17 protein-coding genes are annotated in these 14,220 nt (G+C 36.5%); 10 read left to right on the plus strand and 7 right to left on the minus strand.

Features of this window, described 5'->3' with window-relative positions:
• The first annotated feature begins 28 nt into the window (after nt 1-28).
• Nucleotides 29-730 carry a magnesium protoporphyrin IX methyltransferase gene (gene bchM / locus DNJ73_RS01175; protein ID WP_158465893.1) on the plus strand — a complete coding sequence of 234 codons (702 nt, stop codon included), beginning with the start codon at nt 29-31 and terminating at the stop codon, nt 728-730.
• A 31-nt stretch (nt 731-761) separates the two neighbouring features.
• On the opposite strand, the gene DNJ73_RS01180 is transcribed toward bchM, so the two are convergent.
• On the minus strand, nt 762-1,490 hold the full coding sequence (locus tag DNJ73_RS01180; RefSeq protein WP_158465894.1) for a response regulator transcription factor: 729 nt from the start codon (nt 1,488-1,490) through the stop codon (nt 762-764).
• Nucleotides 1,491-1,565: 75 nt separating this feature from the next.
• On the opposite strand from DNJ73_RS01180, the gene DNJ73_RS01185 reads away from it, so the two are divergent.
• Nucleotides 1,566-2,714 (plus strand): cysteine desulfurase family protein, encoded by a 1,149-nt coding sequence (locus DNJ73_RS01185; protein ID WP_158465895.1) that lies wholly within the window; start codon nt 1,566-1,568, stop codon nt 2,712-2,714.
• A 7-nt stretch (nt 2,715-2,721) separates the two neighbouring features.
• On the opposite strand, the gene rsmH is transcribed toward DNJ73_RS01185, so the two are convergent.
• Nucleotides 2,722-3,636 (minus strand): 16S rRNA (cytosine(1402)-N(4))-methyltransferase RsmH, encoded by a 915-nt coding sequence (gene rsmH, locus DNJ73_RS01190; RefSeq protein WP_158465896.1) that lies wholly within the window; start codon nt 3,634-3,636, stop codon nt 2,722-2,724.
• Between the two features lie 41 nt (nt 3,637-3,677).
• Between rsmH and DNJ73_RS01195 the strand changes: the two genes are divergently transcribed.
• Nucleotides 3,678-4,862 (plus strand): NAD(P)H-quinone oxidoreductase subunit H, encoded by a 1,185-nt coding sequence (locus tag DNJ73_RS01195; RefSeq protein WP_011294173.1) that lies wholly within the window; start codon nt 3,678-3,680, stop codon nt 4,860-4,862.
• A gap of 4 nt (nt 4,863-4,866) precedes the next feature.
• Nucleotides 4,867-5,319 (plus strand): acyl-CoA thioesterase, encoded by a 453-nt coding sequence (locus DNJ73_RS01200; protein WP_257473273.1) that lies wholly within the window; start codon nt 4,867-4,869, stop codon nt 5,317-5,319.
• On the opposite strand, the gene DNJ73_RS01205 is transcribed toward DNJ73_RS01200, so the two are convergent.
• The 3 genes from DNJ73_RS01205 to menA are packed head-to-tail and all read right to left on the minus strand — an operon-like array spanning nt 5,316 to nt 8,528.
• The gene (locus DNJ73_RS01205; protein WP_158465898.1) at nt 5,316-6,551 is read right to left on the minus strand and encodes an AMP-binding protein; all 1,236 of its coding nucleotides are present in this window, start codon (nt 6,549-6,551) and stop codon (nt 5,316-5,318) included. The genes DNJ73_RS01200 and DNJ73_RS01205 overlap by 4 nt on opposite strands.
• Nucleotides 6,548-7,519 carry an o-succinylbenzoate synthase gene (gene menC, locus DNJ73_RS01210; protein WP_158465899.1) on the minus strand — a complete coding sequence of 324 codons (972 nt, stop codon included), beginning with the start codon at nt 7,517-7,519 and terminating at the stop codon, nt 6,548-6,550. The genes DNJ73_RS01205 and menC overlap by 4 nt, the downstream gene beginning before the upstream one ends.
• A 19-nt stretch (nt 7,520-7,538) precedes the next feature.
• Entirely contained in the window at nt 7,539-8,528 is a 990-nt protein-coding gene (menA, locus tag DNJ73_RS01215; protein ID WP_158465900.1) for a 2-carboxy-1,4-naphthoquinone phytyltransferase, read from the minus strand.
• 33 nt (nt 8,529-8,561) lie between these two features.
• On the opposite strand from menA, the gene DNJ73_RS01220 reads away from it, so the two are divergent.
• Entirely contained in the window at nt 8,562-9,962 is a 1,401-nt protein-coding gene (locus DNJ73_RS01220; RefSeq protein WP_158465901.1) for an isochorismate synthase MenF, read from the plus strand.
• Here the strand turns inward: DNJ73_RS01220 and gshB are convergent.
• Complete coding sequence (gshB, locus tag DNJ73_RS01225) at nt 9,940-10,869, minus strand: glutathione synthase (RefSeq protein ID WP_158465902.1); 930 nt, start codon at nt 10,867-10,869, stop codon at nt 9,940-9,942. The genes DNJ73_RS01220 and gshB overlap by 23 nt on opposite strands.
• Nucleotides 10,870-10,872: 3 nt before the next feature.
• Nucleotides 10,873-11,163: a glutaredoxin 3 gene (gene grxC, locus DNJ73_RS01230; RefSeq protein WP_011294180.1), complete on the minus strand. Its 291-nt coding sequence runs from the start codon at nt 11,161-11,163 to the stop codon at nt 10,873-10,875.
• A 58-nt stretch (nt 11,164-11,221) separates the two neighbouring features.
• Between grxC and prfB the strand changes: the two genes are divergently transcribed.
• The 5 genes from prfB (at nt 11,222) to DNJ73_RS01255 (ending at nt 14,188) form a co-directional block, all read left to right on the plus strand.
• Nucleotides 11,222-12,332, plus strand: a protein-coding gene (gene prfB, locus DNJ73_RS01235; RefSeq protein WP_219045831.1) for a peptide chain release factor 2 whose coding sequence is annotated in 2 segments (ribosomal slippage) — nt 11,222-11,296 and nt 11,298-12,332 — 1,110 coding nt in all. Because the reading frame shifts where the segments join, the coding sequence is not laid out codon by codon here.
• A gap of 13 nt (nt 12,333-12,345) precedes the next feature.
• On the plus strand, nt 12,346-12,537 hold the full coding sequence (locus DNJ73_RS01240; protein WP_158465903.1) for a DUF3285 domain-containing protein: 192 nt from the start codon (nt 12,346-12,348) through the stop codon (nt 12,535-12,537).
• Nucleotides 12,538-12,553: 16 nt separating this feature from the next.
• Complete coding sequence (gene ybeY / locus DNJ73_RS01245) at nt 12,554-13,108, plus strand: rRNA maturation RNase YbeY (RefSeq protein ID WP_257473274.1); 555 nt, start codon at nt 12,554-12,556, stop codon at nt 13,106-13,108.
• A gap of 12 nt (nt 13,109-13,120) precedes the next feature.
• Complete coding sequence (locus DNJ73_RS01250) at nt 13,121-13,579, plus strand: diacylglycerol kinase family protein (RefSeq protein ID WP_158465905.1); 459 nt, start codon at nt 13,121-13,123, stop codon at nt 13,577-13,579.
• A gap of 12 nt (nt 13,580-13,591) precedes the next feature.
• A complete protein-coding gene (locus tag DNJ73_RS01255; RefSeq protein ID WP_158465906.1) occupies nt 13,592-14,188 on the plus strand; it encodes an anthranilate synthase component II in 597 nt (198 codons plus the stop codon).
• Nucleotides 14,189-14,220 lie beyond the last annotated feature (32 nt).

The raw sequence follows: 14,220 nt of genomic DNA on the forward strand, positions 1-14,220 counted from the left end.
GATTGGTAAGAGGTAATTATCTGATTAAATGACAACGCAAATTGAGAAAAATGAAAAGGCGGAAGTCACTGAATATTTTAATGGGACTGGGTTTGATAGATGGAATCGAATATATAGCGAAAGTGATGATGTAAATAAAGTGCAAAAAAATATAAGGATAGGTCACCAAAAGACAGTTGATGATGTCATTAGTTGGTTGAAAGAGTATGACAATATCAAGGATAAAAGTTTTTGTGATGCTGGCTGTGGTGTTGGTAGTTTAAGTATTCCATTGGCAAAATTGGGTGCTAAATCAATTCATTTAAGTGATATTTCTGAAGCCATGATAAACGAGACAAAAAGTAGGGCAAAGGAAGAAGGTTTGGACTTCAATAAGCTGAATTTTCGAACATCTGATTTAGAAAATTTAAAAGGTTCATTTAATACAGTTATTTGCTTAGATGTTTTCATTCACTACCCTCAACGGGAGGCTGAGGCAATGGTGAAACATCTATGTGAATTATCTGATGAGAGATTAATTGTTAGTTTTGCACCATATACTCCTTTACTAGCCCTTTTGAAAGGTATTGGTCAGCTATTCCCTGGACCAAGTAAAACTACTAGGGCATATACATTAAGGGAGTCCGGAATTATCGAAGCTGCAAAGCAATCTGGCTTTAAAGTTGTCAAAAGCAAGTTGAATCAAGCTCCTTTTTATTTTTCGAAATTAATAGAATTTGTGAAATCCTAGAGAACTAAAATTTTAATTTTTCAAAACATATTTAGGTAACTAAATGATTTTCAAGTGCATATCTAACTAGTTCTGTTCTACTGGAAGTACCGGTTTTAATAAATAATCGACTCACATATTTCTCTACATTGCGGATAGAAGTCTCAAGTTGTCTTGCAATTTCTTTGTTCATTAAACCTTCCGCTACTAATTGCAAAACGCTTGCCTCTCTTGGGGTGAAATTAGGAATCGAATCATCTTTGCGTGAGTGGTTTTTATCCCCATGGCTAAGCATTGATTTTATTTCTGTAATCTGTTTTGCCATTTGGCCAACATCAGCATTAGCAAATCTGGCTGCTTCAGTTAATAGTCGCTCTTGCCGCAGAACTACATTCTTAACTCTTGCAACTAGCTCATCTGGATCAAATGGTTTTGGCATGTAATCGTCTACACCCGCTTGATAACCCTGAGTCCTATCAGCAGTCATACCTTTAGCAGTAAGGAAAATGACAGGTGTACCTCCAAGTCTTTCATCTTCTCTAATTTTTTTTAAAAGCCCATAACCATCACATCTAGGCATCATGACGTCACTGATAATTACATCAGGGATCATTTTTTGAGCTTTTTCCCATCCCTCTTCTCCATCGACAGCGGTTGTAACTTGAAATCCTTCATCTTCAAGATAGGCCTGAACAGCAGTTCTTAAACCGGGCTCGTCATCGACAAGTAATATCCTTGGAGTTTGAGAAACTTCTTGTGTTGATGGATTGGGGTCACTCATAAAATTGGACTTCTAGAGCTTTCAGGGATATTAACCTTTATTCCTCTCTTATTATTTAGATTAACGAATGAATCAATGGATAATAATCACCTAATTTTTGATTTTCAGTCTTCAACACCATGTTGTACGAAGGTTGTTGAGGAGATGGCTCCTTATTGGAATGAGTTGTGGGGTAATCCCTCTAATACTAATAATCGATCCGGTGTTTTTGCTTCAGCTGCAGTTGAAGTATCTCGTGAAAAAATAGCTTCATATTTGAATATCAATCCGAAAAGAATAATTTTCACGAGTGGGGCAACAGAAGCGAATAATTTGGGTTTAGTTGGACATGCAAGAGCTAAAGCACAACTGATTGGAAAACCTGGACATATAATTACCGTTTCAACTGAACATCATGCAGTCCTTGATCCGCTTAGGCAGCTTCAAAAAGAAGGGTTTCGCTTGACAGAATTGCAACCGAATAAAGAGGGTTTAATCAATATTGAACAACTTTCTGAAGCTTTTGAAAAAGATACTTTTCTGGTTAGCGTCATGGCTGCAAATAATGAGATAGGGGTTTTGCAACCTATTGGTGACATTGGGTCTTTTTGTAAGAGAAAGGGAATCGCTTTTCATTCTGATGCCGCTCAAGCCTTTGGATACTTAGATTTAGACCCCGATAAATTTCGCATTGATTTGATGAGTTTGAGTGCTCACAAAATCTATGGACCTAAAGGTATTGGGGCTTTGGTGATTAGGGAAGGATTTCCTCTTGAACCCTCTCAATATGGAGGAGGTCAGGAGCTTGGATTAAGATCTGGCACGCTCCCTGTCCCGTTAATTGTTGGCTTTGCAAAGGCAGTCGAAATAACAAAAAATGATCAGGATGAGAGGAACAAGAGACTTTTGTTTTTTAGAAACTTATTGTTGAGTGGATTAAAAAAGAATATTTCTGGATTGATAGTTAATGGATCTATTGATCAAAGATTGCCTCATAATCTCAATATCACTTTCCCTGGCGTGAAGGGAAGTCAATTGCATGGTCAATTAAGAAGGTTTATTTTTTGTACTAGTGGTTCAGCTTGTAGTAATGGTGAAGCTTCTCATGTTCTGCAGGAGATAGGGCTCAGCAAAAAAGATGCTGAGGCGTCAATAAGGATGAGTATTGGGAGAAATACTACGGAGAAAGATATCAATAAGGCTATTAATATTATTACGAATATAGTGATTAATCTTAGACAATAATTTAAGCCTAAGTTAAGAATTTCTTTGCAGAAATTCTTAACTTTGCACTTTTACTTCTTGGATTTAATTCTATCTCTTCTGGGCTTGCTCTGATAGGCTTTTTAGATAGTACTTTCAATCTATTGTCTGTCTTAAAGCTCGATTTTACTCTTCTATCTTCTAGTGAATGAAAACTCATTACCATAAATAATCCATTCTCTAACAACCAGTTTGGAGCTTTTAAAAGTAAACTTTCGAGAGAGCCTAATTCATTATTCACAGCTATTCTTAAAGCCTGAAAAGTTCTTGTTGAGGGATGAATTCGACCATATCTTTGCTTGGGGGGGAAGCAGCCTGCAATTGCATAAGAAAGGTCTTGAGTTCCAGAGTATGGTCCATTTTCAGCTAGATCATTTTTTATTTTTCTTGCAATACGCCTAGATCGTTTTTCTTCGCCTAATTCATATATTAAATCAGCTAGATTTTGCTCAGAGAGAGTTTCAATAAGTTCGGCTGCACTTGAACCCTCTTTGGGATTCATACGCATATCTATTGGACCATTTAAACGAAAGCTAAAACCTCGTGAAGGCTCATCAAGTTGATGACTACTAACGCCAAGATCCGCTAGGACACAAATGGCTTGTTCGTGATGTGAAAAGTCTGCGAAGTTTGTAGAGATTATTTCTATTCTTGTTCCGAATTTAATTAATTTTTTTGATGCTGCTTTTATAGCCATTGGGTCTTGATCCAGCCCAATAATTTTGATTCCAGGGAAATTTTCGAGTATTTGAGCGGAATGTCCCCCGCCTCCAATGGTTGCATCAATAATTAATCCTTTTTTTGTTAATTCACTTGGTAATTCCTTTAATGATCGAATTATTTCTTTCCCCATTACAGGGATATGATTAAAGTTAGAACTTGAACTAATTGGCACTTCTTTCATAAGTTTTTACTAGTATCTAGACATTGCTTTGGTTGGGCCCAATGACGCAGCTTGAAACGCGTACTGAGCCAATGGTGGTCAACTTTGGGCCACATCATCCATCAATGCATGGGGTATTGCGATTAGTAGTAACCCTTGATGGAGAGGATGTTGTTGATTGTGAACCAGTTATTGGTTACTTGCATCGAGGGATGGAGAAAATTGCTGAGAATAGAACAAACGTTATGTTTGTTCCTTACGTGAGTCGCATGGATTATGCGGCTGGTATGTTTTATGAAGCCATTGTTGTTAATGCCCCTGAGCGTTTAGCAAATATAAAGGTACCCAAGAGAGCAAGTTATATCAGAGCGATAATGCTTGAGTTGAATAGGATCGCTAACCATTTGCTTTGGTTAGGTCCATTTTTGGCTGATGTCGGAGCTCAAACTCCTTTCTTTTATATTTTTAGAGAAAGAGAGATGATTTACGATTTATGGGAGGCTGCAACTGGTCAGAGATTGATTAATAATAATTATTTCCGTATTGGTGGCGTTGCATGTGATTTGCCTTGGGGTTGGTTAGAAAAATGCAAAGATTTTTGTGACTGGTTTGGTCCAAAAATTGATGAGTATGAAAAATTGATTACTAATAATCCTATTTTTCGTAGACGTATAGAAGGTTTAGGAGTTATAGGAAAAGAGCAAGCGATTAACTGGAGTCTTTCTGGCCCAATGCTTAGGGCGGCAGGTGTCCCGTGGGATTTGAGAAAGGTAGATCATTATGAATGCTATGACGATTTTGAATGGGATATTGCATGGGAGAAAGAGGGTGATTGTTATGCAAGATATAGAGTTCGTATTGAAGAAATGAGACAGTCATTAAAAATATTACGACAAGCTTGTGAGATGATTCCTGGGGGGCCAACAGAAAATCTTGAGGCACAAAGAACAGTTGAGGGAAAAAAAGGTGATTTATCGGGCTTTGATTATCAATATGTAGCCAAGAAAGTTGCACCGACTTTTAAGATTCCTAATGGTGAATTATATACACGCCTTGAGTCTGGAAAAGGAGAGATAGGAGTATTTATTCAAGGTAATAATGATGTAACCCCTTGGCGGTTTAAAATTAGAGCAGCTGACTCAAATAATTTGCAGATACTTCCTCACATACTGAAGGGAGCCAAGGTCGCTGATATAATGGCAATCTTAGGTTCGATTGATGTGATTATGGGTTCTGTTGATAGATAGGTTTTTGGACAAGCGTAATCCTAGAGAATGGTTATGTTTGAAACGAACAGTTCGTTTTGGTGAAACAGATGCTGCAGGTGTGGTTCACTTTCTTGAATTATTTAGATGGTGTCATGAAACTTGGGAAGAAAGTTTAGAAAAATATGGAATAGCTTTGAAAGATATTTTTCCTACAAACGAAATCAATACAAGCCAACTAGATGTAGCTTTACCAGTTGTTCATTGTGAAGCAAATTATTTTCAACCACTTTATGTTGGAGATACTATAAATATTGAACTTGAAACAGAGAAGATAAATGAGTCTTCATTCGTACTTCGATTTAAATTTAAAAAGAATGGAGAGCAAATCGGTTCGACAAATATAAAACATGTATCGATAAATCCAATTACTAGAAAAAAATGTGCATTATCTAAACAAATAAATTTGTGGCTTCATGAATCTAGTTCGAATTTTTAGTTAATAGGTTTATTAAAGGCTATCCAATCTTGCCATTTTTTTATTTCCCATTTTTTATTGATATTTCTTGAAAGTTTTGGACAATCGTACCAGTTCAGTGGTTTTTTGGATGGTTGCCAGTCTTCAATGAGATCATTCAGAAGTGAAATGATTGGATATCTGTTTAGTTCTTTCTCTTTGAATTTTGTTAAGGCAACTAAACGTTGTCCCCATTTCTTGTCACTAACTCCTAGTACAAAAATATCTTTAATTGGGATTTGATTTTTTGAGATTATTTTCATTAATTCCATTTCGATATCTTCTGGAAAAATCGTTTCACCGCCCGAATTTATAGCTGAATCTCTTCTACCTAGGATTTGTATTGCTTTTCTATTGTCGAGAGTGATGTATTGCGCTAGATCGCCTGCTTCCCACCATCCATATGAGTCTTTAATTGATTCGAATTTATTATTCTTCCATTTTGAAGTTGCAATTCTACTGGTTTTAATCTTAAGTGAATTTCTTTTGTTGATTTCTATCTCAACATCTTCGAGAGGGAACCCAACACTATTACTTCCATTTAAAAAGTCTTTAGGACTAAGGCAAGTCACCATTGCTACTGTTTCGGTGGCCCCATAACAAGGAGCTAGATTAATAGACTTTCTGCGTGCTTTTTCAGCAAGGTCTATAGGAATGGAAGCTCCTCCAACCCATATCACAGCAAGGGATTGAAGCCATTTCAAACCATCAGTATTATCTATCAAAGATAATAATTGAGTTGGAACTAGGGATGTAATTAATGGACGTCTATGTTTATTAGTTAATGCTTCACTAAATTGCTTAAGTTGAAGTGGTTTATGCATTATAGAATTTGAAATCCAGTAATACCCAGATCCCCAAGTCTGATGTCTCCACCAAGGCATGAAACCACTTATATGATGCAAAGGTAGTGAATTGAGAATGATGCATTCATTTGGCTTAAGGCCATGATTCTTTAACCACTTTCCGGTTGATAAAGCCGAATTAGTGAGATTTTTAAGTGATTGGAAACAAAGATTTGGCCCTCCAAGGCTGCCCCCGCTTGAAATGATTATTCCTTCTCCTTCAGGTAAGGTTGACGATGTGGGGATTTTCGTTTGATCTTTTGGAGGCGCTAGATACACCCAGTTATGCTTTTCAAAATTCTTTAAAATTTCTTTTGAACAGTCCAGGTTTTTTTCAGGAATACATTCTACAACTGCAATTTTGGTCATACGGCTTCCCAGACTAATTTCGGATTGTTGTTGAAGAGTGGGCCTTTTGGGCACCATCCAGGTGCAAGTCCAGGTGCACAAGGATTTCCCCCTTTGACTTGTCTGGCAGCGAGGTGATTAACCCACCTTCTCCCAATACCAGTTTCAAAAGCTGTGCTTATGACTGTTTGACTATCTTCTTGTTCTATTTCTTTTAACAGTAATCTCGGATCACCATCTAATGCAGGGCGACGTATTTGCCAACTTTTCCATGTTTTTCGTAAATATGGAAATTCAACCAAAGATTCATCTAGTGCGATTGGAATTTGAGTGGCCAATGAAAATAAACCTTCAATATCTTTTGATGGGAGTGGCTGTTCAATCCATTCCAAACGAGGTTCGTTTTTGAGTTCGTTAATCCATTCTTGTGCTTTTTGGCGACTCCAACCTCCATTTGGATCAATTCTAAGTTTAAAATTATTTGGTAAAATGTCTAAGATTTTTTGTAATATTTTTTCTTCCTTAAAGTTATTTTCTAGGTGAGATACCTTCCATTTTATTGTACAAGAACTTTTCTTCTCATTTGATTCATCTACATATTTACGTATTGACTCTAATGGATCAATATCTGTAGGTAAAAGATAAGCTGATTTTGCGACGTCAAAACCTTCAAGATTTATTTTCCTTTGAGTGAGACTTTCTAAATCGGCTAAGCAGGACCCTAATCCGAAAGCAAGTGCGCCTGGCAATTCAAATAAATAATTTTCTATTGAATCTTTTGTAGTTTGTTTCCCAATAAAATCAAGACTTTCGATACTTTTTTCTAATTCCTTTTTCTCAATAGGTGAAACTTCCCCCCATCCGCAATTTCCATTTGAGTCTTTTATTTGCAACAATAAACCTACCTTGTTATGAATAATTCCTTGCGAGGTTATTAATTTTCTTGTTAGTTGAAATGAAAATGGCTTGATATTAATTATTAATTTCATGATTCAATAAAATCAAAAATTAATTATAAAAAAATGAGGATATAGCAAAACCTATACTCAAGCATAAACCATTAATTGTCTGAAAGCGTAAAGCTAAAAACTTACTGTTTTTAATACGCTCAGGTTGGTTGTGATGTCTTTTAATTAATTTAATAAGATCTAATCCTGAAGGAAGGCTAATTAAACATATAAGAGTCGTTATTGGCCATATTCCAAGTAGTACAGGTAGTAATTCTAATAAAAATATTAGACCAACGAACCACGGTAAAAATTCTGCCGCTCGATGAGTGCCTAAAATAACTAAGGGTGATTTTTTACCGACAGCAGCATCTTGATTGATTTGATGAAAATGCGAACAGAATAGAACTAAAGTGGTCGCCATGGCGGGACCTGCTCCAACAATTAGTGCAGTTCCCCAGGGGATGATATCAAAATTAGATTTTGGAGAAATAACAATTAGTGCTGCAGCTGTCGCAAGTGGTCCAAATGCAATCCAGCAAAGGGGTTCTCCCAGCCCCTTATACCCCAGTCTAAATGGTGGCCCTTGATATAAATATCCAAGGAAACAACAAATTATGACTAAAAAAAGTACTGTTATTTTACTTTTTAGAGCGAGGATAAATATTATAAATAAACCTAATAAAAGAGAAAAATATGCAACTCGACTTACAGTGCTTTTACTACCAGTTAAAGCTACTACCGAGTGGAATTTGTATTTGTCAACACCAGTTTCATCGTCAAAAAGATCATTGGTAAGGTTTTCCCAAAGCAAGATCAAGATTGAGGCAATTAGAAAACCGATGAATTGTCCCACCCGAATATTGCCGCTATTTCCTAGCTCCCATCCTGCAGATACAATTACGGGCATTATTGCGACTGAATACAGTGGCCACTTAATTGCAGCTTGCCAAAGATGTTTTCTTTCAGTTGTAGAAGACTTCACTGATAAACTAATCCTTCCTGTTTGTTTCTTGGTGTATCCCTTAAGACTAGGCAGCAGTTCAAGCATTGGTTTATTTATTTATAAAGGGTCTAATTGGTTATGAATTTAGAACCCGTCTTTAGTGAGCTTTTAGTTAGTTCTCTTCAGAAATGGAGTAAAAGAAAAGTTGATGAATGTATCTTGAGCATTTCTGTTCCTGTAAGTCAAACAGATCCTTTAACGACATTACCTTTAATTGCTGAAAAACATCAGTTTAGGTTTCTTTGGGATCTCTCTCCCAGATTGTGCCTTTCTGCCGGAGGTCATTGTCAATCTTTGGATTTATCTGGACCAAAGAGGTTTGAAAATGCACAAAGATTTAGTGATGAGATTTTTACTCGATTGATAGATATTTCTCCAAGTCCAGTATTTTCAGCATCAAGGATTTTATTTTCATTTTCTTTCTTTGATCAAATTAAAAGTAATGAAAAATCAATAGATGATAAATTTTCCCTTCAGGCTGTTTTGCCTAAGTGGCAATTAACCGCAAAAGATGGATTAACATGGCTACGTTTAAATTCAGTTGCCCAAAATCCTTCAGATGTTCGTGAAGCCATAGAAAGATTATGGTCAATTCGAGACAAGATAAATAAATCACCAGTCCGAATTGTTAATGATGAAAAAGAAAATTTCTTAGTCGATAATTTTTCTGATGATTGGCAATCTCAATATCGAGATGCGTTGACTAAAGGGATCGAATTAATAAATGCAGGTGATTTGGATAAACTTGTATTGGCAACGAGACAACGTCTCCTCCTAAGAAAACCATTAGATCCACTGCACTTACTTGCTCGTTTAAGAGTTCAGCAAACTAATAGTTGTCGATTCCTATGGCAAAAAAATCATGATGAGTCATTTTTTGGTGCATCGCCTGAGAGATTAATAAGTCTCAATCAAAATCAGTTGTTAATCGATGCTTTAGCTGGGACTGCAAAAAAAGGTGATGATGGGAGAGAATTGCTTGCTTCCTCTAAAGATTTAAGAGAACACCATTTTGTAGTTAATTCTATTGTCGAACAACTTTTTAGAAGAGGTATTAAAGCAAGTTATTCATCTCAACCAAAATTAATCACCCAAGACCATTTAATTCATTTGCATACTCTTATTCAAGCTTCTGTTAAAGAGAAATCTCCTCTTGATTTAGTTGAAGCACTTCATCCAACCCCTGCTGTTGCGGGATTACCTCTGAGTAAATCTTTGAGTTGGTTGAGAGCTTTAGAACCATTTGACCGTAAAACATATGCTTCTCCAATTGGGTGGATAGATAAAAATCAAAATTCAGAATTTAGAGTTGCCATACGTTATGGACAGGTTAGAGCTAATGAACTTAAATTATTTGCTGGCGCTGGTTTAGTAAAAGGTTCAACTGTTGAGGGGGAAATGCAAGAAGTAGCTTTGAAATTTGAAGTTTTAAGAAATCAATTAAACTTAGATAGAGTTAATTGTTCAAATGATCTATAAGGTAATCAATTACTTGATCTGCTAATGGAACATTCATTAGATTTTCTACTTCTCTAATACCAGTTGGACTCGTCACATTAATCTCACTTAGCATTCCTCCGATCACATCTATTCCAACAAAAAATAGGCCTTCCTCTTGTAAAGCAGGCTTTATTTGATTACATATCTCTATTTCTTTAGGAGTTAATTTAGTTGTCTCAGCTTTTCCACCTAAAGCCAAGTTGCTTCTGAAGTCTCCTTCCTTTGGACGTCTATTAATTGCACCTAATGGCTCTCCATTAACCAAAAGGATTCTTTTATCGCCATTGATTACTTCTGGTAGGAATTGTTGCATCATCACTGGCAAATGTTCTTGTGAAGTAACCAGTTCGAGTAATGCTTCTAAGCCTGGAGCATCCTTTGCAATTCGTATGACTCCTTGCCCACCTTTTCCTCCAAGTGGCTTTAACACAACTTCTCCATACTCTTTTGCAAATGTAATTAATTGTTCCACCCTACTTGCGACAAGAGTAGGCGCCATTAAATCACTAAATCTTAAAGCTCCTAACTTTTCATTCCAAGCTCTTAGTGATGCAGGCTTGTTAATTACATTTACACCATCTCTTTCTGCAACTTCTAATAAATGAGTGGCGTATAAAAAAGCCTCGTCAACAGGTGGATCTTTGCGCATCCAAATGCATGAGAAATCTCTTAAAGGAAGGCTTCGAGATGACTGGACATTGATCCATGGTTCACAATTGACCTTGTTAGAAACGACCCATGCATCGTCTCCTCGGGCTTGCAGGTCCGAGGGAGTACAGATCCAAACATCTATGTCGGCTCTTGATGCGGCTTGCATAAGTGCTGCTGATGAATCCTTCTTAGGATTGATATTTTCAATTGGATCTAAAACAAATAGTTGCTTCATGAATCAATTTCTAATTCCAATCAGTTCATTTAATTCGTTATTTCTCTCAAGTTCGTAGAGCTCGTCGCAACCTCCAATACTTTTTCCATTGATAAAAATTTGTGGAACAGTTCTGCGGCCTCCGGCTCTTTCAGACATTTTTGTTCTTGCACCATCGTCTCCATCAATAGAATATTCTGTGAATTGGACTCCTTTTTCATTAAGTAGTGCTTTGGCACGTAAGCAAAACGGGCAAAATCTCCAGGTGTATATTTCCACTGTAGTAATGCCTGAATCGGGAATTGATCTGTTCATTTATAGTATTTGGGTGGATATGCTGATAGCTTTTAATGTATTGATTCTATTACCTCGCTTGCAAGACCTGACTGATTTTAAAAGAGACCTTTCTTTATTGACTTCTCGCCTGGGTACAGCCCAGGATTGTCTTTGACGAACCTGCATTACTTGCTAGGCAAAGGGATTTAGAGCAAGTTGCATCGCAACCTGAGTTTTGGAATGATCCTCAAAATGCGCAAAAACAGATGCGTCAACTTGATGAGGTTAAAGCAGAGTTAGAAAAATTAATTACATGGAGGGGGGCTATTGAGGACGCAAGTCTTTCGTTAGAGCTTTATGAGTTGGATCCGGATGAAGACATCCTGTCTCAGGCTCACAATGGGCTCGAGAAATTAAAACAAGAACTTGATCGTTGGGAGACGGAGCGCCTCTTAAGTGGCATCTATGATAAGGAGGGTGCAGTTCTATCCATTAATGCTGGTGCTGGCGGAACTGATGCCCAAGATTGGGCTCAAATGCTACTAAGGATGTATACCCGTTGGGCTGAAAATAATGGTATGAAAGTGATCATTAATGAACTTTCTGAGGGAGAGGAAGCGGGAATAAAAAGTGTCACTATCGAAATTGAAGGTGTTTACGCATATGGTTTTTTACAAAATGAAAAAGGAACGCATCGTTTAGTCAGGATTTCCCCTTTCAATGCAAATGGAAAGCGACAAACTAGTTTTGCTGGAGTTGAAGTTATGCCTAAACTTGAAGAAGAGGTTGAACTTGAGATCCCTGAAAAGGATTTAGAAATTACAACAAGTCGCTCAGGTGGAGCAGGTGGACAAAATGTAAATAAAGTTGAGACTGCGGTTCGAATTCTTCATGTGCCTACGGGTATTGCCGTTAGATGCACACAAGAAAGATCTCAGCTTCAAAATAAAGATAAAGCAATGGCTCTATTAAAATCAAAATTGATGGTGATAGCTGTAGAACAAAGAGCTGCAGAGATTGCTGATATTCGTGGTGATATTGTTGAAGCTGCTTGGGGAAATCAAATTAGAAATTATGTTTTTCATCCATATCAAATGGTAAAAGACTTACGTACTGAGCAAGAAACAACAGATGTAGATTCGGTCATGAATGGGGAAATAGATATTTTTATTCAGTCTCTTTTAAGGCAAAATATTGAAGAATCTTAAATTTTAAATGGATATGAATAATAAAATTGTTTCTGATGAGATTGGTAAGAAAGCAACACCACCTCCAAGTTTTGTAAAACTTGCAATGAAAAATATGGTTCGTAAAGGTAGTCAAAGTCTTTATCATTTTGGTTTAACAGCTTTAGGTTTTCTTGGATTTATTCTTTTAGTTGCTGTGCTGGGAAAACCTCATATTCCTCAGTAATTTTATGGAGAATTATTTGTCAAATTCTTATGAATTGGATATAGATCTTTCTTTTACTCCCTTTCCAGTTCAAGACTTAGACGTCGTTGTTAATGGTGAGACTTTAGAGCTGATGAAAAATTCAAGTCAATGGAATAAGGAGATAACTCGCTGGATTAGATTTATAAAAGTAAATAAAGAATTTAAATGTCCGAAAATAGTACGAAATGCTTCTCAACTTAGCTTGGGGTTGGAATTAACAAATGATAAGAAAATCCTTGATTTGAATCAAAGCTGGCTTGGAAAAGCAAAGAGTACAGATGTGCTTTCATTTCCCATAATTGATGAGACATCCTTTGGTGTAAGTGATGAATGTATTGAATTGGGTGACATTGTTATCTCAGTTCCGACTGCGATCAGACAAGCAAAAGAAAATAATGTTGATTTATATAGAGAACTTAGATGGCTTGCAGTTCATGGCCTTTTACATCTTTTGGGTTGGGATCATAGTAACGAAGAAAGTCTTAATACAATGCTTTTAAATCAAGAGCAACTTCTTGATTTAGGAGCTATTCTTGAAAATGAAGAATGAAGATTAACAAATATGGCTCCGGAGATATCTAATGACTCTGAAAGAGCAGTTTGGGACATGTCTAATACTCTGAAAAGATCAAATAAAAGGTCATCATGGAAGATAGCTAAAGATCTTCCAACAAGCTTTTTATATGCAGCTAAAGGCTTAAGATATGCTTTTTCTACTCAAAGAAATTTTAGAATTCATGTTGCTTTTGCATTGGGTGCATTGGTATTAGGCTTTTTATTAGGTCTTGATAATAATAATTTAGCAATAATGGCACTTACAGCTACTAGTGTACTAGTAGTTGAATTGCTAAATACAGCAATTGAATCAGTTGTAGATTTAGCAATTGGGAAACGATTTCATCCTCTCGCACAAATCGCTAAAGATTGTTCAGCTGGGGCTGTTTTAGTAGCTTCAATCAGTTCAGTACTTATTGCTGTCTTATTATTATTTCCTCTATTACTTCAAAAGTTAGAATTTTAATCTCTTAAAATTATGTTATTGGTTATCGACAATTATGACAGCTTCACTTTTAACCTCGTTCAATATTTGGGCGAATTAGCATCGCAGCATCCTATTGCCTCAGAAGTAAGAGTTGAACGTAATGATGCTCTTACAATCAATGAGATTAAAGATTTAAACCCTGATGTGATTTTGCTATCTCCAGGTCCTGGGGATCCTGATCAATCTGGAGTTTGTCTAGATATTTTATCTAAGTTGTCCGTTAAAATACCTACCCTTGGTGTTTGCCTTGGTCATCAAGCTATTACTCAGGCTTTTGGAGGGAAAATAATCAGAGCTAAAGAACTAATGCATGGCAAAACATCTAATGTTTTGCATCGAGGTACTGGAATATTTAAAGATTTGCCTAATCCCTTAGTCGCTACTAGGTACCATAGCTTAATTGCGCAGAGAGAAAGTTTACCAGAATGCTTAGATGTTATAGCCTGGCTAGAGGATGAAACAATTATGGGAATTACGCATAAAGATTATCCCCACATATACGGTGTACAATTTCATCCTGAGAGTGTATTAACCGAAGCTGGGCATAAATTACTTTCTAATTTTTTGCGATTAGCAGAATCATGTTAAATTATCTCTATAATAGAGACGTTTCAAATTAA

The organism is Prochlorococcus marinus XMU1408 (genome assembly GCF_003208055.1).
GTDB lineage: Bacteria > Cyanobacteriota > Cyanobacteriia > PCC-6307 > Cyanobiaceae > Prochlorococcus_B > Prochlorococcus_B marinus_A.